The sequence below is a fragment of the Streptomyces sp. NPDC053542 genome (genome assembly GCF_044544685.1).
Taxonomy (GTDB): domain Bacteria; phylum Actinomycetota; class Actinomycetes; order Streptomycetales; family Streptomycetaceae; genus Streptomyces.
Window position 1 is genome coordinate 1 of the sequence record NZ_JBITXL010000017.1, and the last position, 22,759, is coordinate 22,759.

The 22,759-nt window shown below is 73.3% G+C and carries 21 protein-coding genes; 16 read left to right on the forward strand and 5 right to left on the reverse strand.

From position 1 onward, the window contains the following. Window positions 1–140: 140 nt before the first annotated feature. From ACIGXO_RS33400 to ACIGXO_RS33410, 3 genes are read right to left on the reverse strand one after another with little or no spacing between them, the layout of a single operon-like run. A complete protein-coding gene (locus ACIGXO_RS33400; protein WP_399794415.1) occupies window positions 141–605 on the reverse strand; it encodes a DUF6917 domain-containing protein in 465 nt (154 codons plus the stop codon). Next, window positions 602–766: a hypothetical protein gene (locus ACIGXO_RS33405; RefSeq protein WP_399794417.1), complete on the reverse strand. Its 165-nt coding sequence runs from the start codon at window positions 764–766 to the stop codon at window positions 602–604. Before ACIGXO_RS33405 ends, ACIGXO_RS33400 begins: the two co-directional genes overlap by 4 nt. After that, window positions 763–1,101, reverse strand: a complete 339-nt coding sequence (locus tag ACIGXO_RS33410; protein ID WP_399794419.1) for a hypothetical protein — start codon at window positions 1,099–1,101, stop codon at window positions 763–765. The genes ACIGXO_RS33405 and ACIGXO_RS33410 overlap by 4 nt, the downstream gene beginning before the upstream one ends. A gap of 456 nt (window positions 1,102–1,557) precedes the next feature. Here ACIGXO_RS33410 and ACIGXO_RS33415 point away from each other — a divergent pair, with 456 nt between their 5' ends. The 9 genes from ACIGXO_RS33415 to ACIGXO_RS33455 all read left to right on the forward strand — a co-directional run bounded on the left by ACIGXO_RS33415 (window position 1,558) and on the right by ACIGXO_RS33455 (window position 13,371). Further along, window positions 1,558–2,727, forward strand: a complete 1,170-nt coding sequence (locus ACIGXO_RS33415; protein ID WP_399794454.1) for a DegT/DnrJ/EryC1/StrS family aminotransferase — start codon at window positions 1,558–1,560, stop codon at window positions 2,725–2,727. Next, window positions 2,724–3,869, forward strand: coding sequence for a DegT/DnrJ/EryC1/StrS family aminotransferase (locus tag ACIGXO_RS33420; protein WP_399794421.1), 1,146 nt, complete (start codon window positions 2,724–2,726; stop codon window positions 3,867–3,869). Before ACIGXO_RS33415 ends, ACIGXO_RS33420 begins: the two co-directional genes overlap by 4 nt. Window positions 3,870–3,999: 130 nt before the next feature. After that, complete coding sequence (locus tag ACIGXO_RS33425) at window positions 4,000–4,980, forward strand: UbiA family prenyltransferase (RefSeq protein WP_399794422.1); 981 nt, start codon at window positions 4,000–4,002, stop codon at window positions 4,978–4,980. Beyond that, window positions 4,977–6,350 (forward strand): protoporphyrinogen/coproporphyrinogen oxidase, encoded by a 1,374-nt coding sequence (locus ACIGXO_RS33430; protein ID WP_399794424.1) that lies wholly within the window; start codon window positions 4,977–4,979, stop codon window positions 6,348–6,350. Before ACIGXO_RS33425 ends, ACIGXO_RS33430 begins: the two co-directional genes overlap by 4 nt. Then, complete coding sequence (locus ACIGXO_RS33435) at window positions 6,337–7,929, forward strand: class I adenylate-forming enzyme family protein (protein ID WP_399794426.1); 1,593 nt, start codon at window positions 6,337–6,339, stop codon at window positions 7,927–7,929. The genes ACIGXO_RS33430 and ACIGXO_RS33435 overlap by 14 nt, the downstream gene beginning before the upstream one ends. 47 nt (window positions 7,930–7,976) lie before the next feature. Further along, the gene (locus ACIGXO_RS33440) at window positions 7,977–8,807 is read left to right on the forward strand and encodes a methyltransferase (protein ID WP_399794428.1); all 831 of its coding nucleotides are present in this window, start codon (window positions 7,977–7,979) and stop codon (window positions 8,805–8,807) included. Beyond that, window positions 8,804–10,498 (forward strand): CoA transferase, encoded by a 1,695-nt coding sequence (locus ACIGXO_RS33445; RefSeq protein WP_399794430.1) that lies wholly within the window; start codon window positions 8,804–8,806, stop codon window positions 10,496–10,498. The genes ACIGXO_RS33440 and ACIGXO_RS33445 overlap by 4 nt, the downstream gene beginning before the upstream one ends. Beyond that, window positions 10,495–12,144 carry a class I adenylate-forming enzyme family protein gene (locus ACIGXO_RS33450; RefSeq protein ID WP_399794432.1) on the forward strand — a complete coding sequence of 550 codons (1,650 nt, stop codon included), beginning with the start codon at window positions 10,495–10,497 and terminating at the stop codon, window positions 12,142–12,144. The genes ACIGXO_RS33445 and ACIGXO_RS33450 overlap by 4 nt, the downstream gene beginning before the upstream one ends. 96 nt (window positions 12,145–12,240) lie before the next feature. Next, the gene (locus tag ACIGXO_RS33455) at window positions 12,241–13,371 is read left to right on the forward strand and encodes a PP2C family protein-serine/threonine phosphatase (protein WP_399794434.1); all 1,131 of its coding nucleotides are present in this window, start codon (window positions 12,241–12,243) and stop codon (window positions 13,369–13,371) included. A gap of 33 nt (window positions 13,372–13,404) precedes the next feature. On the opposite strand, the gene ACIGXO_RS33460 is transcribed toward ACIGXO_RS33455, so the two are convergent. Then, complete coding sequence (locus ACIGXO_RS33460) at window positions 13,405–14,280, reverse strand: DUF5707 domain-containing protein (RefSeq protein WP_399794436.1); 876 nt, start codon at window positions 14,278–14,280, stop codon at window positions 13,405–13,407. Window positions 14,281–14,501: 221 nt separating this feature from the next. On the opposite strand from ACIGXO_RS33460, the gene ACIGXO_RS33465 reads away from it, so the two are divergent. Continuing rightward, a complete protein-coding gene (locus ACIGXO_RS33465; RefSeq protein WP_399794439.1) occupies window positions 14,502–15,101 on the forward strand; it encodes a TetR/AcrR family transcriptional regulator in 600 nt (199 codons plus the stop codon). Window positions 15,102–15,105: 4 nt separating this feature from the next. Next, the gene (locus ACIGXO_RS33470; RefSeq protein ID WP_399794441.1) at window positions 15,106–16,302 is read left to right on the forward strand and encodes a GDSL-type esterase/lipase family protein; all 1,197 of its coding nucleotides are present in this window, start codon (window positions 15,106–15,108) and stop codon (window positions 16,300–16,302) included. Window positions 16,303–16,316: 14 nt separating this feature from the next. Here the strand turns inward: ACIGXO_RS33470 and ACIGXO_RS33475 are convergent, their stop codons facing one another. Beyond that, complete coding sequence (locus ACIGXO_RS33475) at window positions 16,317–16,691, reverse strand: hypothetical protein (RefSeq protein WP_399794443.1); 375 nt, start codon at window positions 16,689–16,691, stop codon at window positions 16,317–16,319. A 289-nt stretch (window positions 16,692–16,980) separates the two neighbouring features. Here ACIGXO_RS33475 and ACIGXO_RS33480 point away from each other — a divergent pair, with 289 nt between their 5' ends. From ACIGXO_RS33480 to ACIGXO_RS33500, 5 genes are all read left to right on the forward strand, one after another. Next, the gene (locus tag ACIGXO_RS33480) at window positions 16,981–17,985 is read left to right on the forward strand and encodes a LacI family DNA-binding transcriptional regulator (protein WP_399794445.1); all 1,005 of its coding nucleotides are present in this window, start codon (window positions 16,981–16,983) and stop codon (window positions 17,983–17,985) included. After that, window positions 17,982–19,205: a D-mannonate dehydratase ManD gene (manD, locus tag ACIGXO_RS33485; protein WP_399794447.1), complete on the forward strand. Its 1,224-nt coding sequence runs from the start codon at window positions 17,982–17,984 to the stop codon at window positions 19,203–19,205. Before ACIGXO_RS33480 ends, manD begins: the two co-directional genes overlap by 4 nt. Window positions 19,206–19,270: 65 nt before the next feature. Next, window positions 19,271–20,785 carry a mannitol dehydrogenase family protein gene (locus ACIGXO_RS33490; RefSeq protein ID WP_399794450.1) on the forward strand — a complete coding sequence of 505 codons (1,515 nt, stop codon included), beginning with the start codon at window positions 19,271–19,273 and terminating at the stop codon, window positions 20,783–20,785. A gap of 75 nt (window positions 20,786–20,860) precedes the next feature. Continuing rightward, the gene (locus ACIGXO_RS33495; RefSeq protein ID WP_399794452.1) at window positions 20,861–21,373 is read left to right on the forward strand and encodes a MarR family winged helix-turn-helix transcriptional regulator; all 513 of its coding nucleotides are present in this window, start codon (window positions 20,861–20,863) and stop codon (window positions 21,371–21,373) included. Window positions 21,374–21,414: 41 nt separating this feature from the next. Beyond that, a complete protein-coding gene (locus tag ACIGXO_RS33500; RefSeq protein ID WP_399794456.1) occupies window positions 21,415–22,569 on the forward strand; it encodes a low temperature requirement protein A in 1,155 nt (384 codons plus the stop codon). Window positions 22,570–22,759 lie beyond the last annotated feature (190 nt).

Consider the following 22,759-nt stretch of genomic DNA (forward strand, 5'->3'; position numbering starts at 1 on the left):
GGGCGGGGCGGCGGGGGGGGCGGCCGGCGGGGGGGGCGGGGGGGGGGCCGCCGGCCCCCCCCCCCCCCCCCCCCCCCCCCGCGCGCCGGCGCCCCCCCCCCCCCCCCCCCCCCCCCCCCCCCCCCCGCGTCCGTGAGGAGTCAGTGGCCGGCGGACGGCGCCTGGGTGAAGGCGACCGGGAGTTCGGGGCACAGCTCCAGGTCGCTGCCGGTGACGAGCCGGCCGGTGCCGATCAGGATGTTGTAGTGGTTGGGGAAGTGGCAGGCGTCGAAGCCGACGACAGTGCCGATGCAGAGGCCGTCGATCCAGACGTCGTCCCCGCGGTCGATCACCCCGGCGCAGGCCAGCTCCACGAAGCCGAGGAAGCCGACCCGGTCGATACGCGAGCCCGGGGCGGTCTCCCGCTGGTCGGTAGTGACCAGTTCATGGACCTCGCCGCGCCGTACGCAGCGGCTCGCGTGCGGTTCGAGCGTCATGCCGCGGTCCGTCCGGCGGTGCAGCAGGATCTTCACGAGGTCGCCGCGCACGGAGCGCTTCGCGCCGTCCTCGTGCGAGGCGCGGTTCTCGTGCAAGGCGCCGTACCCGCGGGACATGCGTCCGGTCACTGGTCTCCCCTGTCTGTCGTGCCTGTGGTCACGGCGTGTTCCGTGCGGTAGCCCGCCGCCACCAGCTCCGGCGCGGCGAGGCCGTTGTCCGCGGCGCCGCGGTGCCGGGCCGGCGTGCCCGCCGCGCGCAGTCCGATGACGCCGATGCGGCGGGGCGTCATCGCGCCGCTCCCTTCGCCGGGGAGAGGACGCCGAGGGCGGTGAGCTCTTCGTGGAGGTGGGCCGGCAGGGGAATGCCTTCGCGGCGGCGTGTCTCCGCCCGTTCCGCCTCCCACCAGCCCGGAGAGCGCACGGGGCGGTTCTCCTGCACGGGCGGGCAGGCCAGCAGCGTGCCGAACAGGGCCCGCGCGGCGCCGGTGAAGTCCCCGTCAGCGCGCCGCCGCGGGATGCCGTACGAGGCGAACAGGCCGGTGACGGCCGTGCGCAGGGCGTCGTACGCGACCAGTACCGGCTGCCGCGGTGCGTGGTTCGCCGGGTCCTTGGCTGGGTGGGTCATACGGAACGGGCTCCTTCCGAAGCGGCGGGCGTCGTCGCCGAAGCGGCAGGCGTCGTCGCGTGCGGCGCCGGTCCGGCCAGTACCTCTTCGAGGCGCCGTCCCGCGCGGACGGTGCGCGGGTCGCAGGCGGTCAACCGGCCGGTGACCGGGGGACCTTCGGGTAAGGAGGCCAGGCGTGCGGGAGCCTTCGTGTGAAGTCCCGCTCCGGACCGGCCCAGCCCGATCACGAGGGGCTGCAGCATCTTCCTCCAAATAAGCGGTGCGCGGCATCCGCGCCGTTCATCGGACAAGCGAATGCTGCGTGCCATCAATAGTGGAGTCAAGAAATATGAAGAGGACTTACCGCAAAGTGTGAATATGCCAGGGGGCACGTGTCGATTGCTGCGAACGGGGGATCACTCACCCTGCGGGAAACCGCCGAATGTGTAGCAGGGGGTGGTCGAGGTAGCTCTCGACATGAACGCGCATTGTCATACAGTCCCATTCTTCTCCCAGGCGGAGAGCTTCGCGGGACTGTGGCCATTGATCGAAGCCCGCGTGAACGAGGTGTTCGACAACGGGAAATTCTCACACGGCAGACAAGTGGCTGAGCTGGAAAGCGCGTTGGCCGCGTACACGGGAGCGCGCCATGTGATCGGAGTGAACAGCGGCACGGACGCACTGGTGCTGCTGTTGCGCGCGTGCGGCATCCGGCCCGGCGACGGCGTCCTGGTGCCCGCGTACTCCTTCGCGGCCACCGCCACGTCGGTGGCGCTCGCCGGGGGCCGGCCCCAGTTCGTCGACATCGACCCCGTGACGTACGCGATGGACCCCGCGGCGCTGGCCGCCGCCGTCTCCCCAACCAGCCGTTTCGTCATGCCCGCGCATCTCTTCCATCAGATGGCCGACATGGCGGGACTGGCCGGTGTGGCCGCCCGGCACGGCCTGGTGCTGCTGGAGGACAGCGCGGAGGCGATCGGCATGCGGCAGGGCGGTGTGCACGCCGGACTGCACGGCGCGGGCGGGGTGCTGTCGTTCTTCCCCAGCAAGACGCTGGGCGCGCTCGGCGACGCCGGCGCGGTGCTCACCGACGATCCCGGGACCGCGGAGCTGGTCTCCGGCCTGCGGCACCACGGCCGGCTCGGCCGCACCGTCGACGACTTCCCCACGATCGCGACACGAAGCGCGTTACCCGGTGTGAACAGCAAGATGGACGACATCCAGGCAGCGGTGCTGCTGGCCAAACTGACCCGGCTGGACGCCGACATCGCGCGCCGCGGCGAACTGGCCGCGGCCTACGGGGAACGGCTCAGGGAAATTCCCGGCGTCCTGCGACTGCCCGAAGTGGTCGACCGCGGACCGGACTCCTCGCCGGTTTTCTACGTTTATCTGATTGAAGTCGAACGCCGGGATGAACTGGTCGGTCATCTCGCCCGGCAGGGCATCGGCACCGAGGTCTATTACCCGACCCCGCTGCATCTGCAGCCCTGTTTCGCGGAAATCGGCCGTTCCCGGGGCGACTTCCCGCATGCCGAGGCGGCGAGCGAGCGCGCGGTGGCGCTGCCATTCCATCCGGACCTTTCCGAGCGGCAGCTCGACCGCGTCTGCGAGGCGATCAGCGCGTTCTACCGAGGGAGGCCGGAATGACCGTACCGCCGCGTATTCCGTTCTTCCCGCCGGACCTGTTCGAGGACGACCGCGAGGTACTGCTCGGCCTCCTCCGCGACATCGGCCTCGCGCCGGAACAGCGCTTCATTCTCGGGGAACACACCCGCAGGTTCGAGCACTTGCTCAAGGAGTCGCTCGGCGCCGCCGACGTGGTCGCCTGCAGCAGCGGGACCTCGGCGCTGGACCTGGTGCTCGCCGCGCTGGACGTGGGCCCCGGCGACGAGGTGGTGGTACCGGCCTTCGGCTGTGCCCCGCTCGCCTCTTCCGTCGTGCACCTCGGCGCCACGCCGGTGTTCGCCGACGTCCGGCCGCACACGATGGTCGCCGACCCCGCCGAGGCGGAGAAGCGGATCACCGAGCGCACCAAGGCGGTCATGCCGGCGCACATCTTCTCCGTCATGGCCGACATGCCGCAGTTCGCCGATCTGGCGCGGCGCCACGGGGCCCGGCTCGTCGAAGACTCCGCCGTCGCGCAGGGCGCGGTGCTGGGCGGCACGCCCGCCGGACTGTGGGGCGAGGCCGGGGTGTTCTCGTTCGTGCAGGTGAAGTCCTTCGGGATGCCCGGCGAGGGCGGCGTGGTGGTGACCCGGGACCCCGCCCTCGGGGAGCGGGTGCGGATGCTGCGCAACCACGGCCAGGACGGCCACAACCGGTTCCTGCACCACGTCATCGGGCGGAACAGCAGGTTCGACGAGATCCAGGCTGCGTTCCAGATCCACCGCTTCGGCGGGCTCGCGCGGCGGCTGGAGCGGCGCGCCGCCATCGCCGCGTACTACACCGAGCGGTTCGCGCCGCTGGCGGAGCGGGGCGTGGTCCCGCCGCCCGCGGGCCGGGACGGCCGCTGCTACTACGTCTACGCGGTGCTCACGGAGCGGCGGCAGGAGCTGGAGCGGCAGCTGCGGGGGCGCGGCATCGAGTCGCACGCGTACTACCCGCTCCCGCTGCCGCTGCAGCCCGCGTTCGCCGTGTACGCCGCGCCCGGGGACCGGTGGCCGCACGCCGAGCAGGCGGGCCGGCAGGCCCTCGCGCTGCCGGTGTACCCGCATCTGACCGACGCGCAGGTCGAGTACGTCGCCGACGCCGTGTGCGCGTTCGCTGCCGACCGGCCGGCGAACGACTGACCAGCGGGCGCACGACCAACGGGCGCACGACCAGCGAGCGCAACGCACGACCAGCGAGCGACCGAGCCGCGAGCGACCGACCGGCGAGCGGCTCAGCACCAAGCGACCAACTCAGAGGGGAACCAAGCAGATGGCGCACCACGACCTACCGGCCGGGCTGCCGCACGCCGCCACGGGGCGGGCGGAGCACCGGCTCCGCAGCTACGCCCGGCTGGGCAAGCTCGACGTCTTCGACTACTACCTCAGCATCCTGGTGGTGCTGGCCGCCGTGCTGCTGCCCGCCGCCCGGTTCGACCGGCCCACCGCCACGATGCTCGTGATCTTCCTGCTCGGCCAGGTGTTCGTGATCATGGCGATGGTCGCGCTGGACGACGTGACCGGCTTCCGCGACGGCAGCGACACCCAGAACTACGGCCCGGACAACCCGCTGCGCAACAAGCTGCGCAAGCCACTGGTGGCCGGCACCCTGACGGAACGCGAGGCACTCGGCTTCGCCTGGGTGACCGCGCTGATCGGCGCGCTCCTGTGGGCCGCCGCCGTGACCGTCGCGCCGCACCGTCCGACGTGGGCGTTGGTGCTGATCGCGGCCCTGTTCGTGGTGTCCCTCCAGTACTCCTACGGCCTGAAGATCAGCTATCACGGCTTCCAGGAGGCGTTTCTCGTCGCGCTGGGCGTGGTGCTGGTCGTCGCGCCGTACGGCCTCGCCGAGGGCCACTTCTCCGGGTTCCTGCTCGTGCAGGGCGTGCTGTTCGGGTTCGGGCCGCTGATGTTCGGGGTGTACTCCAACACCAACGACGTCGAGGGCGACCGGGCCGTCGGGCGGCCGACCGTGGCGGCGCTGGTCTCGGAGCGCGGCAACGCCGTGTTCATCGGCTGCCTGTCGGCCGCGGAGTTCCTGCTCGGCGCCGTCGCCTCGGCCACCGGCATCGCCCCGTGGTGGTTCGTGCTGCTGATGCTGCCCGCGACGGCGCTGCGGACGAAGCAGTTCGTCACCGGCTTCGTGCGCGGCGACATCATGCGGGCCCGGCGGACCGGCTTCCGAGTGCACCGCCTGAGCGTGGCGCTGCTGGTGGTGGCGAACCTCCTCGTGGGATCGGGGGTCCTCGCGTGAGTCCGGACCTGGACGTGGCCGTGATCGGCGCGGGCATCGCCGGGCTGACCACCGCGCACGAGCTGCGGCGCGCCGGGCTGAGCGTCCGGGTGTACGAGAAGCAGCGGCACGTCGGCGGCCGGATGCGCAGCTTCCGGCACGACGGCTACACCGTCGACGAGGGCGCCGAGCAGCTCCCCCGGCACGGCTACCGCGCCACCTGGGAGCTGATCGAGCGGCTGGGCGTGCCGGAGGACGACGTGCCGCGGATCGGCGGCCGGCTGGGCATGTGGCGCGGCGCGCGTGCCCGGCCGGGCGTGGCGGACCCCTCGGCGCTGCTCACCGGCGCCGGGCTCGGCCCGCGCGCCCGCCTGGACCTGGCGCGCCTGATGGCCCAACTCAACCGGCAGCGCGCGGAGTTCGACGCCGACCACCCGGAGCGGACGCCGCTGGGCACGACGACCGTCAAGGAGCTGGCCCGGCGCTACCACCCCGATCTCCACGACTACCTCCTCCAGCCGGTCGCCGGCGGCTTCTTCGGCTGGGACACCGCGCGCTCCGCCGCGGCCCCGATGCTGAGCCTGCTGCTGGACGCGGGCGGGCCGGCGAGCTGGCACACGTACGCGAGCGGCATGGACCTGCTCGCCCGCCGGCTCGCCGCCGGGCTCGACGTCGTCACCGGCAGCGAGGTGCACGAAGTGGTCGCCGACCGGGACTCGGCGGGCCTGCGCATCGGCAATGGTGTCATCACGGCGCGCGCGGCGGTGCTCTGCGTACCGGCGCCCGTCGCGGCCCGGCTGCATGCCAACCCCTCGGCGGACGAGGCCGCGTTCCTGTCCGCGTGCACGTTCACGCCGACGCTGAAGGTGAGCTGCCTGCTGGACCGGCCGCTCGGGCCGCGGGCCGGCGACGAGCCGCTGTACCTCCTCCTCACGCCCGGCGCGGAGGACAGCACGCTGTCCGGTGTCATCGCGGACCATGTCAAGCACCCGGCGCGGGCCCCCGCCGGCAAGGGCCTGCTGACCCTCATGGCGCACGCCCGGACCATCCCCGAGCTGCTCGCCGCGCCGGAACGGGAGGTCGTCGAGCGCCTCACCAAGGCGGCCCGGCGCTATGTACCGGACCTGGAGCAGGCCGGTATGCGCAACTTCGTGCACGCCTTCCGGCACGGGCTGCCGGAGGCCACCCCCTCGGCGCTGCGCCGCCGCCCGTCCTTCATGGCCCGCGCCACGAGTCCCGTGGAGTACGCCGGCGACTGGGTGATGCTGCGGCCGTCCTCCGAGGGCGCCGTGCGCGCGGGCGCGCTCGCCGCCTCGCGCGTCCTCAGCCGGCTGCGCGGCCCCCGCCCCCACGACACGACCGACCGGGAGATCACACGTGAAACCGCATGACATGGGGACCCTGTTCGAGGAGTGCGCCGAGCGCGGCCACAGTACGGAGTTCCTGCTGGACCGGCCGTTCGACATCGCGCCGGAGGCCGGTACGGCACACTCCGTCGCCGGACTGGCCGCGCTCGTCCAGGACATGGCGGGCCGGCTGGCCGCCGCCGGGGCCCGGCCCGGGGACCGGGTGGCGATCGTCAAGGACAACCACTGGGACTACGACCTGCTGGCCTGCGCCGCCGTGCGGATCGGCGCCGTCCCCGCGCAGCTCTCCGGGCAGCTCTCGGGAGAGACGCTGCGGCTGCTGCTCGAACGGCTCTCCCCCGCCCTGCTCGTGACCACGTCGGGCGTACTGGAGCGGGCGCGCGCCGAAGGCGCCGACCTGGTGCGGGCGGCGGACGCCTGTGTCCTGCTGGACGGCGCGTTACCCGGGACGCTCGCCCTGGACGCCCTGCACGGGAGCCCGGTGCCCGGCCCCCACCGCCGGCACGACGACGAGCCGCTGGTGATCAACCACACCTCGGGCACCACGGGCGTCCCCAAGCTGGTGGTGCACTCGACCCGCACGATCATCGGCAAGCTGGCCCGGTTCGAGACCGTGCGGTATCCGAAGATCGGCGTGCGGCGCGACGACTCGCTGCTCAACGCCAGTTCGTACGCGCACGGCCGGACGTTCTGCTGGACCGCGAGCGTGCTGTGCCTGGCGCCGCGCCGGATCACGATCGTCACCGGCCAGGACCCGGACGCCGCCGACCCGTTGCTGCGCGCCCACCCGCCGACCATCGTCGAGGCGCTCCCCTCGACGTACGTCCGCTTCCGGCCGCTGACCGCCCGCCTGGACAATCCCTTCCGGCGCGTACGGCTGTACATCAGCACCTACGACGCGGTGCACCCGCCCGTCCTCCGCGCCTATTTGCAGGCCAGCGCGGCCCGTGGCCCGCTGTGGATGCAGGGCTGGGGCCAGACCGAGACCGGCCCGCTGACCTTCCGCTTCCACACCCGCCGCTCCGTGTCGGCGGACGGCGGGCAGCAGGACGCCCGCGATCTCGGCCGTCCCATCCCGCTCAAGACCCGGCTGAAGGTGGTCGACCCCGAGACGCTCGCGCCGCTGCCGCGCGGCCGCGAGGGGCTCGTGCTGGCCAGGACGGCGGCGCGCGGTCTCGCGTACGTCGGCGAGGACGCGCGCTGGGCGGCGAAGCAGCACGGCGGCTGGTGGCACACCGGCGACCTCGGCGTCCGGAGCCGCGGCGGCACCGTCCGGCTGCTCGACCGCGAGGTCGACCGCACCCCGCAACTGAGCTGTCTGCGAACGGAGGACGTCCTGGAGGAGCGGCTGCCGCAGGCCCTGGAGTGCGTCGTGCTCGGCAGCCCCGGCGAGGATCCGCTGCCGGTCGTGGTCACCGCGGACGGCACGCTGGACCGGGACCGCTGGCGGGAGGCCGTGCGCGACCTCCCGGCGCTGCGCGAGCCGGCCGTCCTCACCTGGGACGACGTCCCCCGTACGGGCACGGGCAAGGTGCGCCGCACGGCACTGCGCCGGCAGCTCACCGGCCGTACGGACACCTGCGGCTCCGGCCAGTGGACGTGAGAGCCGGGGAACTGAGAGCCGGGGAACTGAGAGCCGGGGACCTGAAAGTGCGACGCAGAGAGGCGGGGAGCACACTGCACACCCTTGGTTACGTCTTCGACAACGACAGCACGCACAGCGAGGAGCAGCACCGCTGCCTGGCCGCCGCGTACGACCCCGTCACCCTCCCGCGGCTGGCCGCGACGGGGGTCGGGGACGGCTGGCGGTGCCTGGAGATCGGTTCGGGCGGCGGGAGCGTGGCGCGCTGGCTCGCCGCACGCGTCGCGCCCACCGGCGAGGTGACCGCCACCGACGTCAAGCCGCACCACATCCCCGAGACGCCGCGCCTCGAAGTGGTCCGGCACGACGTGGTGACCGACCCGCTGCCCGAGGCGGCCTTCGACCTCGTCGTGGCGCGCCTCGTGCTGCAGCACCTCCCGGAGCGGGACGCCGTCCTCGGCAAACTGGTGCGCGCCCTGAAGCCCGGCGGCCTGCTGCAGATCGATGAGTTCGACACGTCGTACGAACCGCCCCTGCTCGCCCCGGACGACCGCGCGGCCGGGCTGTACACGGCCTTCCTGCGGGCGAAGGCCGCCGCGATGCGGGCAGGCGGCGGCGATCCGCACTGGGGGCGGCGGGTGCCGGCCGCGATGCGGGCCGCGGGGCTCGTCGACATCGACCCGCAGCCGTTCATCGAGGCCCGGCACGCCGGCTCCGCGGGGCTGCGGCTCCAGCTGCACCACACCTACCACCTGCGGGACAAGCTGATCGCCGCGGGCATGACCGAGCGGGACCTGGACGAGGTGCGCGCGCTGATGCGGGACCCGTCCTTCCGCGCGGCGTCCAGCGTCCTGTACTCGACGCAGGGCCGCCGTCCGGCAGTCGGGGGCGGTTCGTGACCGCCCCCGCGCAGCCGGTCGAGGCCGCGGTCGCGGGGCGGGTCGCGGCGCGCGCCCTGGACCTCGCGGACGCCCCGAAGTCCGGCCGGCCCGCGTACGAGATCGACTGGGCGGGGCCGGTCGGCCTGCCGCTGCCCGACGAGCGGGCCGTCCAGGCGGCCTGCGGCATCATGCACGTGCACGGCCGCGCGGCCGGCCGCCCGGCGCCGCTCGCCGTCGACTACGCGTCGGCGGTGGCCGGAGTGCTGGCCGCACAGGGCGCCCTGGCCGTGCTCATCGGCCGGTCCCGGGGGTTGGCGCTGCACCGGGTCCGCACCTCGGTCGCCCAGGCCGCACTGCTTTCCGTCACGCAGTACCTCGCCGCCGCGACCGCCGGTGAGGAGGCGCCGGAGCCGCTCGCCCCCGGCGAGTGCGCCTGGCTCACGTCCGACGGGGTGCACATCGAATTGGAGACGCTCGATCCCCTTCGGTGGCAGGACTTCTGGCGGCGGCTCGGCGCACCCCCCGCCGATACCGGGCGCGGCTGGTACCCCTTCCAGCAGCGGTTCGGCACCGCGGGCTGCCCGCTGCCGGGCTCCCTGCACGAGGCGGTGGCCCGCGTCCCGTTCCGGGCGGTGCGGCACGCGGCCGACGAGGCGGGCGTCAGCGTACTGGCCGTGCGCGAGGACCCGTTCCCGCCGATCGCCATCCGGCCGTGGACCCTGACCCCGTTCCCCGAGCGGGCCGCCGAGCGGCCTTCGCCCGCGGCGGAAGCGCCGCTCGGCGGCCTGCGGGTCATCGAGTCGACCCGGCGGGTGCAGGGTCCGCTCGCGGGGCACATTCTGCGGATGCTCGGCGCCGAGGTGATGCGCGTCGAGCCGCCGGGCGGCGACCCGATGCGCGGCATCCCGCCCATCGCGGGCACCTGCTCGGCCCGCTTCAGCGCGCTCAACGCGGACAAGACCGTGGCGGAGATCGACCTCACCACCGAGGCCGGCCGGCGCGAGGTCCACGAACTGGTCTCCGGAGCCGATGTCTTCCTGCACAACTGGGCTCCGGGGAAGGCCGCGCAGCTGCGCCTGGACGCCGACGACCTGCGCAGGTCCCGCCCGGGCCTGGTGTACGCCGGGGCCTCGGGCTGGGGTGACGCGCTCGGGCCGACGCCGCCGCTCGGCACCGACTTCCTGGTGCAGGCCCGCAGCGGCCTGGCCGCCGCGCTCCGCCCCGCCGACGAGCCGCCCCTCCCCTCCCTGATGACGCTCACCGACATCCTCGGCGGCCTGGTCTCCGCGCAGGGGGTACTGGCTGCGCTGCTCACCCGCATCCGTACCGGTCACGGCGGGCGCGTCGACTCCTCCCTGCTCTCGGCCGCCGCGGTGATCCCGCGCCGCCGCCGACGGGTCGAGTGGACGCCGCTGGACCGTCCCGTGCGGACCGCGGACGGCTATCTCGCGCTGGGCCCGGAGGCCCGCGTCCACCCGGAGCGGGTCGCGCGGCTCACGGGGCCCGGCGCCGCGGCGGACCTCACCGCGTCCCTCCTCCGCTTCCGCCTCCGCCCGACGGGCTTCTGGACACCCCGGCTGCACGAGGCGGGCCTGACCGCCACCCCGGTCTGCACCGACCTGCGCGACCTGCCGCGCGCCCCGGCCTTCCGCGGGGCGCTCGCGGCGGCGGAGCACGCGTATCCGCTCGCCCCCTGGGAGTTCTCATGACGGCGAAGTCAGCAGTTGCCACGCCGAGGACCGCTTGGACCTCGCGCGACGGGGTCGTGCTCCACGATCTCGTGCCGGCGCGGGACCGCCGCGCCTGGGCCGCCCGGGGCCACTGCCCGGACCGCGACCTGTACTCCCTCTTCGCCGAGCACGCCCGCCGGCACCCCGCCCGTGAGGCGGTCATCGACGCGGCGGGCGCGGTGGACTACGCCACGCTCGCCGCCCGGGTACGGCACATCGCCGCCGCCTTCGCCGCCGCGGGCCTGGGCGCGCGGGACATCATCGCGCTCCGGCTGCCCAACGGCCGCGAAGCGGTGGCGGCCGAGCTGGCGGTGGCCGCGCTGGGCGCGGTGTCGCTCCCGTACCCGCCCGGCCGCGGCACCCGGGACACCCGCAGCCTGCTCATCCGCTCCCGCGCCCGCGGCGCCGTCTTCTCCTCCGCCGAGGATGTTGCCCTGCTGCCTCAACTGCCTTGTCTGCGCGCGGTGTTCGCACCCGGCGACCTGCCCGGCGCCCGCTCGCTCGACGCCCCCGCGCCCGCCTTCCCCGACCCGCCGCCGTCCCCCGGCCCCGACTCCCCCGCACGTATCCTCGTCTCCTCCGGCTCCGAGGCCGAGCCGAAGATGGTCGCCTACTCGCACAACGCGATGGCCGGCGGCCGGGCCGCGTACATCAGGGCCCTGCACGCCGGCGACACCCCGCCGCGCCACCTCGTGCTCGTCCCGCTCGCCTCCTCCTTCGGCTCCTGCGGCACGCCCGTCACGGTCGCGGCGCTCGGCGGCACCCTCCTCGTCCAGGACTCCTTCGACCCGGCGGCGGCGCTGCGCATGATCAGCGAGTACCGCCCCACGCATGTCTTCGGCGTACCGACGATGCTGCGCCGCCTCGCCGACCACCCACCGCTCCCGGGCGAGGACCTCAGCGGCCTGCGGGCCGTCGTCTCCAGCGGCGCCGCGCTGCCCGAATCCACCGCCGACGCCTGCCGGCGGCGGTTCGGGCGCCCGGTCATCGCCGTGTACGGCTCCTCCGACGGCGTGAACTGTCACACCGCGGCGACCGGCCTCACCCCGGAGACCGGCACCGGCCGCCCCGACCCCGCCGTGGCGGACATCCGCATCACCGACGGCCAGGGGGCTCCGCTCCCCGCGGGGCAGCCGGGCGAGATCCTCGCCCGCGGCCCGATGACCCCGCTCTGCTATGTCGCGAGCCCGGAGCTGGACGCCCGCTACCGCACGGCCACCGGCTGGGTGCGCACGGGCGACCGGGGGCTGCTGGACGCGCACGGCCGGCTGCACGTCCTCGGCCGGCTCCGGCAGATCGTCGTACGCGGCGGTTACAACATCAGCCCCGCCGAGGTGGAGCGGGAGCTGGGCGCCCATCCCGCCGTCGCCGAGGCCGTCTGCGTGGCCGTACCGGACCCCGACCTGGGCGAACGGCTGTGCGCGTGCGTCCGCGAGCTCCCCGGCACGGCCCCGGCGCTGACCCTCCCGGACCTCACCGCCTTCCTGGAACGGGAGCGCGGCCTCGAGCGCCGCAAGCTGCCCGAACTCCTCCTCCGGCTGCCGGAAATGCCGCTGGGTCCGACGGGCAAGATCTGCCGCCGGACGCTGACGGCGATGGCCTCGGCGGCGCCCCGGCACACCTGAGAGATTCCGCCGGTGGCCACCGGGCAGGGGTACCGTTCGGCGGCCTTCGGCTTGCCGTGAGCTGCCTGCGGCCCAGCGGGCGGGCAAGATGGCCTGATGAGGGAGTTGGCAGTGTGGTCGCGCACGCGTCATTGGATTCCGGCGGCGGTGATCGTTCTCGCGGTGCTGGTGGATCTGCTGACGCCCTCACCGGTGTCGTCGGCGCCGCTGCTGGCCGTCGCGCCGGTGGCGGCGGTCTCCCTCCTCCGGCCGGCGGGCATCATCGCCATCGGCCTCGCCGCGATGCTGGCGCACGCGGGCCTGGCGTACGCCGCCGGCTCCTTCGGCTGGCAGGCCGGGATCGCCAACCAGGTCACGCTGCTGGCCGTCACCGCCCTGGCCGTGGGCCTGGACCGGTCCCTGCGCTCGCAGCACGCCAGCGCCAGCCGGGCGCGGTACGCCGCCGAGGTGGCCCAGCGGGCCGTGCTGCCCCGGCCGCCCAGCAGGCTGGGTGACCTGCGGATCGCGGCCCGGTACGTACCGGCCGAGGACATGGCCCTGATCGGCGGCGACCTCTTCGTCGTACAGGACACCCCGTTCGGCGTACGCGCGATGGTCGGCGACGTACGCGGCAAGGGGCTGTCCGCCGTTGCGGCCGTCAGCGTCGACATCGGCGCCTTCCGCTACGCCGCCGACCACTCGCCCGACCTGCCCGATCTGGTGAACGTCATGGAGGAGGCGCTGCAGCGCGAGAGCCGGCGCCGGGAGGGCCCGGACGAGACGGAGGGGTTCACCACCGCCCTGATCGTCCAGTTCAGCGACGACCTGGAGCGGGTGCAGCTCGTCAACCGCGGGCACCCGGCGCCGCTCCTGCTGTACGCGGACGGCCGGGCGCGCGTGCTGGAGCCCGCGGAGGAGGCGCCGCCGCTGGGCATCACGAGCCTCGGGAGCTGGGCGTCACCGGTGGAGACGTACGCCTTCCCGCCCGGGGCGATGCTGCTGTGCTTCACGGACGGGGTGACCGAGGCCCGCGATCACTCCGGTGCCTTCTACGACCCGGCGGACCGCGTCCCCCACATGCTCAAGGACTACCTGCGCCAGACCGGCCACCCCGCGGAGCCGTCGGCCGTCCTGGACTTCCTGGCCCGCGACGTCAGCCGGCACAGCGCCAGCGCCCCCCAGGACGACCAGGCCCTCCTCGCCCTCCACCGCCCCCTTCCCCACCAGGACCTCCTCGCTCATCGGTGAGGGGCGCCGGTGGGGAAGGGAGCGTGCGGCGCGTCAGCGCACGTCGACGCAGTCGCCGGTGGCGGTCACGGCCGGAGTGGTGGAGGTACCGGCGAAGCTGTACCGCCAGCAGGTGTCCGTGCTCGCGGTACGAGTGGTCTTCACCTGGCCCGCGGTCGAGCCGCTGCCCGAGGTGTACGTCTTGAGCGTGGCGTACGTGCCACCGCTCGCGGGGCGCGACTGGAGCTTCACCGACTGCTGGGTGTAGCCGGCGTACTTGGAGGTGTCCCAGTTGGCGCGGGTCAGCGAGCCGGTGATGGTGATCGTCCGGCCCTTGAGGACCGGCTCGGGCGAGGCGTTGACGGTGAGCTTGGAGTAGCGCTTCACCGAGAACGACTTGACGTTGTCCTGCTGGGTGTAGTCCGCGTCGTTGCCCTGGGCGAGCGCCCACACCTTCCAGGTGCCGGCGGCGGCGTTGGTCAGGTCGACCTGCGGGTCGATCGTGAACGTCTGCGTGCACTTGGCGGTGGTGGCCGAGGTCGCCGTGCAGCCGGCGTTCTCCTCGTTCCCCGTGACGCCGGTGTCCATGTCGTCGAAGGTGGCGCCGCCGTGCCACAGGATGGCGGTGGCCCAGTCGATGCCGGAGTCGTCGGTCGCGGTGAAGCTGACCGTCACCGTCTTGGTGTTGGTGGTGCCGACGGCCACGTCCTTGCCGCCGTTGACGACGACGTTGGAGATCGTCGTGTCGCCGTACCCGTCGTCGGCGGCGGACCGCAGCCCGAACGGCGCGGCCTTCTGCTGCGCCGAGGCGGCCTGCTGCACGGCGCTCTCGTGTGCGGTCCGGGCGGCCGCGGCGGCGTCGCCCGTCTGCCCGGCGGCGGCCTGCGCAACCGGAATCGCGAGAGCGCTCAGGGCCAGAGCGCCGCTCACGGCGGCGGCAGTGGCACGTCTGTACATGATGTTCCCCAAGTGGAGGTTCGAAGGAGTCTGTTGACTCGACGGGGAAGATCATCGAGGGCCGCGGAAGGTTGTACGGACGGCTGAAAAATTTCGAACAGTAAGTGAACACATGTGGAGGTCTAAGGGTAGTAGCTATTTGCCTATAGCTATTAGGAAGCTGCATAATCGATCCCGGACGACCGGGAGGGCGCATGGCGCGGCGCGTAGGACTGACCACGGAACGGCTGACCCTGGCGGGGGCGGAACTGGCCGATGAGGTCGGGTTCGACCAGGTGACCGTTTCGGCGCTCGCCCGACGGTTCGACGTCAAGGTCGCGAGTCTGTACTCGCACGTGAAGAGCTCCCACGACCTCAAGACCAGGATCGCCCTGCTCGCCCTGGAGGAGCTCGCCGACCGGGCCGCCGCGGCGCTCGCCGGGCGGGCCGGCAAGGACGCCCTGGCCGCCTTCGCGAACGTCTACCGCGACTACGCCCGGGAACATCCCGGCCGCTACGCCGCGGCGCAGCTGCGGCTCGCCCCGGAAACGGCGGCCGCGAGCGCGGGCGTGCGGCACGCTCGGATGACGCGGGCGATCCTGCGCGGCTACGACCTGACGGAGCCCGACCAGACGCACGCGGTCCGGATGCTGGGCAGCGTCTTCCACGGCTACGTCAGCCTGGAGCTGGGCGGCGGCTTCAGCCACAGCGCCCCCGACTCGCAGGAAACCTGGTCACGGATGCTGGACGCCCTCGACGCGCTCCTGCGGAACTGGCCCGCGCCGCCGACCACCCCGACCACCCCAACAGGTTGAGCACATGTCCACCGAGCACGCAGATCACACCGAGTACGCCTGGCTCACCACCCCCATCACCGCGGACCTCGTGCGCGGCGCCCTCGATCTGGAGCACACCGCGCGCGGCGTGCTGCCGCACCGGCTGCCCGCCCGGGCCCGTAAGCAGATACCCGACGGTCAGCTGGCCATGGCGGAGTCCCAGCCCTCCGGCGTACGGCTGGTCTTCCGCACCCGTGCCACCGCCGTCGAGCTGGACACGCTGCCCACCAAGCGGGTCTACGTGGGTGCCCCGCCCCGCCCGGACGGCGTGTACGAGCTGCTCGTCGACGGCCGCCCGGCCGGCCGGGGCAGCGTCACGGGCGGCAACACCCTGACCATCGACATGACCACCGGATCCGCCGAGACCCGGCCCGGCCCGGCGGGCACCCTGCGCTTCAGCGGCCTGCCCGGCCGCGCCAAGGACGTCGAGGTCTGGCTGCCGCACAACGAGACCACCGAACTGGTCGCCCTGCGCACCGACGCGCCCGTCGAGCCCGTGCCGGACCGGGGCCGCAAGGTGTGGCTGCACCACGGCAGTTCGATCAGCCACGGCTCCGACGCCGCCGGTCCCACCAGTACGTGGCCGGCCCTCGCCGCCTCGCTCGCGGGCGTGGAGCTGATCAACCTGGGCTTCGGCGGCAGCGCCCTGCTCGACCCGTTCACCGCCCGTACCCTGCGGGACACCCCCGCCGACCTGATCAGCGTCAAGATCGGCATCAACCTGGTCAACGCCGACCTGATGCGGCTGCGCGCCTTCGGCCCGGCTGTGCACGGCTTCCTCGACACCATCCGGGAGGGCCACCCGACCACACCGCTGCTGGTCGTCTCGCCGATCTACTGCCCGATCCACGAGGACACCCCCGGCCCGGCCGCTCCGGACTTCAGCGACATCGGCGCCGGGAAGCTGCGTTTCCGGGCCACGGGCGACCCCGCGGACCGCACCCGTCTGACGCTCGGCATCATCCGGGCGGAGCTCTCCCGCCTCACCGCCGCCCGCGCGGCCGAGGACCCGAACCTGCACTACCTCGACGGCCGCGAGCTCTACGGCGAGGCCGACCACGCCGAACTGCCGCTCCCCGACCAGCTCCACCCGGACGCCGCCACCCACCGCCGCATCGGCGAACGCTTCACCGAACTGGCCTTCACGACAGGCGCCGCCTTCGCGGACTCACGGACCTGAGCCCGCCCAGGGCGTCATACGTCGAATTCCTCCTCCGCCGCGCGGAGCCAATTTCTGGTGGCCGTGAGGTCGGCATGGGCGCGGTTCATTACCACGTAGAGGAAGATGCCGTCGTTCCCGCGGCGGGAGAGGGGACGGATGAGGTGGTACTCGTCGTCCAGCGTGATCAGTATGTCCTCCATCCGGTCGGGGCTGTAGCCGAGCGTTTCGAGCGCGGCGAGTTTGGCCCGGACGACATCGGTGTCCACCAGCGCCGCCTTCTCCAGGTCGGGGCCGGCGGGGTGGCCGACGGCGCCCAGCAGGAGCCGGCTGTAGTAGTCGACGACGGAGGCCCCGAGAACACCATCGATCTTCAACAGCCCCCGCAACGTCTCGTTGATGCCGGCCACGGCCCACCTGCCCCCGATACTCACAGCGATATCCCGCGATCCTCGGCGACACTCAGCGACAAGGCCCGCACCACGAGTGCATCTTTGCAGGCGGCAAGGCATCCACGCATTGCTTGACCAGAACCGTCGTCACTTGCCCGACCGGGAACGACCAGGAACGACCTGGAACGACCGACTCATTGACAAGCTTGCGCAATATTGCCGAACATGAGGCACAGGCCACCCCCTCGGCCCGTCGACCGCAGGCAGTGCGGCGGCATGATTCCCGCCGTTCCCGCCAGGAGGCAAGGTGGCCCGCACCCTCACGGACGTGGCCAAACGCGCGGGCGTCGCGCTGTCGACCGCGTCCCGCGCGTTCAGCGAACCGGACCGGCTCGGTCCGGAAACCTTGCGCAAGGTTGTCGAGGCCGCCCGCGAGCTCGGCTACGAGGCGCCGGTGCCCCGGGCGAGCGGGGGCCGGGACGCCCGGCAGGACACCGTCGCCGTGCTCGTCCCGGACGTCGCGAACCCGGTCTTCGGCGCCTTCGTCAAGAGCGCGCAGCGCGCGGGCTGGCACCGCCGACTGGCCGTCGTACTGGCCGACACGGACTTCGACCCCGCGCACGAGCGCGAGCTGATCGGGCACCTGCGGCAGCGCGCGGCCGGGCTGATCGTCTGCTCCCCGCGGCTGGCGGCGGACGAAGTGCTCGGGCTGTGCGGTGCTACGCCGCTGGTCCTGGTCAACCGGGAGACCGACCGGGCCGACTGCGTACTCGCCGACGCGCGGGACGGCCTGCGCCAGACCATCGAATACCTCGCCGCGCTCGGCCACCGGAAGCTCGCCTATGTACAGGGGTCCGCGCGGTCCTGGTCCAACGCCCACCGCGTCGCGCTGGCCCGCGCGCTGACGGCGGAGGCCGGGCTCGAACTCGACGTGCTGGGAAGGCAGTCGGAGACCACCGCCGGCGGCACCGCGGCCGCGGCGAGCGTGCTCGCCTCCGGCGCCACCGCCGTACTCGCCCACAACGACCTCGTCGCCCTGGGCATCGTCGCCGGCGCCCGCGCGCTCGGCATCCGGGTCCCGGCGGACCTCAGCGTCGTCGGCTTCGACGACATTCCCTTCGCGGAGGCCGCCCACCCCGCTCTCACCAGCATCTCCGTGCCCATGGCACAGGCCGGCGCGAGCGCGGTGGAGCGGATTTCCGCCGCCCTCTCCGGCCCGGGACACCGCCCGGAGACCCTGCGGCTGACCACCCAGCTCCACGTCCGCGGCTCGACCGGCCCCGCCACCGACACCGAGGAGCGCCCCCGATGAGCAAGCCCGACCGCATCGCCGCCGTCGACGTCCTGGTCACCAGCCCCACCCGCAACTACGTCACCCTGAAGATATCCACTGAGCAGGGGCTGGTCGGCTGGGGCGACGCCACCCTCAACGGCCGCGAACTGGCCGTCGCCTCCTACCTCCGCGACCACGTGGCCCCGCTGCTCACCGGCCGCGACCCCGCCCGCGTCGAGGACACCTGGCAGTACCTCTACCGCGGCGGCTACTGGCGCCGCGGCCCCGTCACCATGACCGCCGTCGGCGCGGTCGACCTGGCCCTGTGGGACATCAAGGGCAAGACCGCGGGGCTGCCCGTCTACCAGCTGCTCGGCGGCGCCGTACGCGACCGGATCCTCTCCTACACCCACGCCACCGGCTGGGACGTACCGCAGCTGCTGGACTCCCTCGACGCCCGGCTCGCCCAGGGCTTCCGGGCCGTACGGGCCCAGACCGGCGTGCCCGGGCTGGACATCGTGTACGGCGTCAGCAAGGACGGCGCCGCGTACGAGCCCGCCGGGCGCGGCCGTGCCCCCGTCGAGGAGACCTGGGACACCGACGCCTATCTGCGGCACGCCCCCGAGGCGCTGGCGGCGGCCCGCTCCCATCTCGGTCCCGAGGTCAAGCTGCTGCACGACGCCCACCACCGCCTCACGCCGAACGAGGCCGCCCGGCTGGGCCGTTCGCTGGAGGGCCTCGACCTGTTCTGGCTGGAGGACGTCACCCCCGCCGAGAATCAGGAGGTGCTGCGCACCGTCCGCGCGAAGACCACCGTGCCGCTCGCGATCGGGGAGGTCTTCCACACCGTCTGGGAATGCCAGAGTCTGATCACCGAGCAGCTCATCGACTACGTGCGCTGCTGCGTCACCCACGCCGGCGGCATCAGCCATGTGCGCCGTATCGCGGCCCTCGCCGACCTCTGGCAGATCAAGCTCGGCCCGCACGGCCCTTCCGACGTCTCCCCCGTCGCGCTGGCCGCCTCGCTCCATGTCGGCCTGGCCACCCCCAACTTCGCGATCCAGGAGTACATGGGGTACGACCCGCTGGTGCACGAGGTGTTCCGGCACGCCTGGTCGTACGAGGACGGGCATCTGCACCCGGGAGACGCGCCGGGCCTCGGCATCGAGGTCGACGAGGAACTCGCCGCCCGGCACCCGTACGAGCCCGCCTACCTGCCCGTCGCCCGCCGCCGCGACGGCTCGATGACCGACTGGTGACCCGACCACAGTCGCAGGTGCCCCGGACCGCCGCGACGCCGCCCACCGCAAGGACACACCCGCGTATGACCACCGCCTCCGCCCGTACGACCCGGCTCACCGCCGCCACCACACCCGCCCCCGCACTGCTGCACCACCGCGCCCTCACCCCCGCCGACACCGGCATCGTCCACCTCGGCCTCGGCAACTTCCACCGCGCCCACCAGGCCGTCTACACCGCCGCCGCGCTCGCCCGCGAGGACGGCCCGTGGGGCGTCCTCGGCGTTGCCGGGCGCTCCGCCGGCGTCGCCGACGCACTGCGCGCCCAGGACCTGCGCTACACCGTCGCCGAGGTCTCCCCGGACGGCCTGCGCTGCACCGTCCCCGCCGTGCACACCGGGGTACTGGTCGCCGCGCGGGAACCCGGGCAGGTGCAGCGGGCCCTCGCCGCCCCCGGCACCCGCGTGATCTCCCTGACCGTCACCGAGAACGGCTACACGTACTCGCCCCGCACCGGCGGCCTGGACCTCGACCACCCGGGCATACGGGCCGATCTGCGCGGCAACCGCACCGCCCCGCAGACCACCCTCGGCCGCATCGTGCGCGCCCTCCAGGAGCGCGCCACCACGCACGGTGCCCCCGTCACCGTCCTCAGCTGCGACAACCTGGTCGGCAACGGCAACCACACGCGCCGCCTCGTCGAGGAGTTCATCGCGCACCTCCCGGCCGGCGAGGGCGATGAGCTCAGCGCCTGGCTGGCCGCCGGCAACGTGACCTTCCCGAACACCATGGTCGACCGCATCGTGCCGGCCACGACGAACGCGGAGCGCACGGCCGTCGCCGAGGCGCTCGGAGTACGCGACGAAGTCCCGGTCCCCGCCGAGCCGTTCACCATGTGGGTACTGGAGGACCGCTTCGCCGCGTCCCGCCCGGCCTGGGAGGCGGGCGGCGCGCTGTTCACCGACGACGTCGAGCCGTACGAGCTCCTCAAGGTCCGGCTGCTCAACGGCACGCACTCGCTCATCGCCTACCTGGGCGCCCTGGCGGGCTGCGACACCATCCCGCAGTCCACCGCGCGGCCCTTCGTCACCGCGGCGGCCCGCGCGGTCCTGCTGGGCGAGTACCTCCCGAGCCTCACCGTCCCCGAGGACGTCGACCTCGACGCGTACGTGACCCAGCTCTTCACCCGCTGGTCCAACTCGGCGCTCGGACACCGCACCCGCCAGGTCGGCTCGGACGGCTCCGCCAAGCTGCGCCAGCGCATCCCCGGCCCCGCCCTGCTCCAGCTGCGAGCCGGCCGGATGCCGCACCATCTCGCCCTCACCGTCGCCGCGTACCTCTGCTGCCTGGCCCCCTCCCCCGGCTTCGACCCTGGCGAGCACGCGGCCGCCATGACGGACCCGGCCCGCGACCGCCTCGCCGCCCTGCGCGCCCGCACCCCTGACGGCCCGTCCTTCGCCACCGCCGTCCTGACCGACGGCCTCCTCGGCGACGACCTCCCGGACCACCCCGAATTCGCCCTCCGCGCGGGCGAGTTCATCGACCTGATGCACGTCCACGGCCCGGAGGCAGCAGCCAGGGAAGCCGCCCAGTCAGCTTGATGACTTCGTTACGTAGGATGTTACATAGGATAATGATTCCGGCTTGGAATGATTTCAAGCGGATACGATGCCTCCATGACTACGAAACACGAGGAGGGGAAGGGCAGGCCCGGCCACTATGGCGGCGCCGCCTTCCTCCTGGCCCAGCTCGGCGCGCACGCCGCGCAGCTGTTCGCGGAACGGATCGCGGGGCTCGACCTGACCCCCGCGCAGGCCGGGCTGTTGCGCCTGCTGGCCAGGAACCCCGGCCGCAGCCAGCGCGAGCTGGCGGGCGATCTCGGGATGCCGCCGAGCCGCTTCGTTCCCTTCGCCGACGAGCTGGAGGAACGCGGGCTGATCGAGCGCCGCCGGAATCCCAGCGACCGGCGCGTGTACGCGGTGCACCTGACCGAAGCGGGCGAGGGGTTGCTGACCGAGCTCCAGAAGCTGGGTGCCGCTCATGAGCAGCAGGTCTGCGAGGCGCTCTCCCGGGACGAGCACCGGCAGCTCGGCACGCTGCTCCAGCGGATGGCCGAACAGCTCGGGCTCGCCCCTGGAGTACACCCCGGCTACACGTCGGTCCGGACCGGTCGGAGGCGGAGCGCGTGAGCGACGAGAGTACGAAGCACGGCGGACCGATGCGGCGGGTGATGCAGGGGCGTGACCCGGGCGAGGAACACCGGGCCTCGACGCCGCTGGAGCTGCTGTTCGACCTGACGTTCGTGGTCGCGATCTCGCAGGCCGCCGCCGAGCTGCACCACGCGCTGGCCGAGGGGCACATCGGTGCCGCACTGTCCGGGTACGCCGCGGTGTTCTTCGCGATCTGGTGGGCGTGGATGAACTTCACCTGGTTCGCCTCCGCCTACGACACCGACGATGTGCCGTACCGGCTGCTGACCCTGGTGCAGATGGCGGGGGTGCTGGTACTGGCCGCGGGAGTGCAGTCCGCCTTCGAGCACGGCGACTTCGCCATCGTGGTCGTCGGCTATGTGATCATGCGGGTGGCGCTGGTCACCCAGTGGCTGCGGGCCGCGGTGGAGCATCCGCAGGGCCGGGGCGCCGCCGTGCGGTACGCCGTGGGGATCATCGTCGTGCAGGCCGGCTGGATCGCCCGGCTGTGGACGCCCGAGGCATGGGCGTGGGTCACGTTCGTGGTGATGGTGGCCGCGGAGCTGGCCGTGCCGGCCTGGGCGGAGTTCCGGGGGCGGACCACCCGCTGGCACCCCGGCCATATCGCCGAACGCTACGGCCTGTTCACCATCATCGTGCTCGGCGAGGTCATTCTCGCCGCCCTGGCGGCCGTCCGGTCCGCCGTGAGCGAGGGGGGCCTGTCCCCCGGGCTGTTGATGATCGTCGTCGGCGGTCTGCTGCTGGTCTTCTCCCTGTGGTGGCTCTACTTCTCCGGCCCGGAGGCCGAGCTGCCCTGCCTCAAGACCGCACTCTCCTGGGGATACGGCCACTACGTCATCTTCGCGGCCGTCGCCGCCCTGGGTGCCGGCCTCGAAGTGGCCCTCGGGGCCATCGAGCACCACGCGCACCTGTCGGCGCGGGGCGCGGCGCTGACCGTCGCCGTGCCGGTGGCGATCGTCCTCGTCGCCCTGGGCGTCCTGCACCGCCTGACCGGTACCGGCGCCGTGGGGCACCAACTGCTGGTGGTCGCCGGTGCGCTCGTCGTGCTGGCGCTGGGCTTCGCGGCCCCGGCCATCGGAGTGGGCGGCGCGGTGCTGGGAATGGGCCTGGCCCTGGCCGCCACACTGGCCGCCAACCTCCTCACCATCTGCCGCCGCGTCACCACCGCGGTATGAAGCAGCCGGGGCGGCGTGAGGGCGCCGCCCCGGCATTCCGCCGTCAGGACCCGGACCGGAAGAACCCGGCTCAGAAGAAGCCGAGCTTCTTCGCCGAGTAGTTGACCAGCAGGTTCTTGGTCTGCTGGTAGTGGTCCAGCATCATCTTGTGGTTCTCGCGGCCGAACCCGGAGTTCTTGTAGCCGCCGAA

Bases quoted from the DNA above. Each gene is read 5' to 3' on its own strand.
- ACIGXO_RS33450 (WP_399794432.1), top strand. From the start codon at position 10,495: ATGACGGCGAAGTCAGCAGTTGCCACGCCGAGGACCGCTTGGACCTCG.
- ACIGXO_RS33465 (WP_399794439.1), top strand. From the start codon at position 14,502: ATGGCGCGGCGCGTAGGACTGACCACGGAACGGCTGACCCTGGCGGGG.
- ACIGXO_RS33425 (WP_399794422.1), top strand. From the start codon at position 4,000: ATGGCGCACCACGACCTACCGGCCGGGCTGCCGCACGCCGCCACGGGG.
- ACIGXO_RS33415 (WP_399794454.1), top strand. From the start codon at position 1,558: ATGAACGCGCATTGTCATACAGTCCCATTCTTCTCCCAGGCGGAGAGC.
- ACIGXO_RS33495 (WP_399794452.1), top strand. From the start codon at position 20,861: ATGACTACGAAACACGAGGAGGGGAAGGGCAGGCCCGGCCACTATGGC.
- ACIGXO_RS33490 (WP_399794450.1), top strand. From the start codon at position 19,271: ATGACCACCGCCTCCGCCCGTACGACCCGGCTCACCGCCGCCACCACA.
- ACIGXO_RS33455 (WP_399794434.1), top strand. From the start codon at position 12,241: ATGAGGGAGTTGGCAGTGTGGTCGCGCACGCGTCATTGGATTCCGGCG.
- manD (WP_399794447.1), top strand. From the start codon at position 17,982: ATGAGCAAGCCCGACCGCATCGCCGCCGTCGACGTCCTGGTCACCAGC.
- ACIGXO_RS33410 (WP_399794419.1), bottom strand. From the start codon at position 1,101: ATGACCCACCCAGCCAAGGACCCGGCGAACCACGCACCGCGGCAGCCG.
- ACIGXO_RS33405 (WP_399794417.1), bottom strand. From the start codon at position 766: ATGACGCCCCGCCGCATCGGCGTCATCGGACTGCGCGCGGCGGGCACG.
- ACIGXO_RS33470 (WP_399794441.1), top strand. From the start codon at position 15,106: ATGTCCACCGAGCACGCAGATCACACCGAGTACGCCTGGCTCACCACC.
- ACIGXO_RS33500 (WP_399794456.1), top strand. From the start codon at position 21,415: ATGCAGGGGCGTGACCCGGGCGAGGAACACCGGGCCTCGACGCCGCTG.
- ACIGXO_RS33420 (WP_399794421.1), top strand. From the start codon at position 2,724: ATGACCGTACCGCCGCGTATTCCGTTCTTCCCGCCGGACCTGTTCGAG.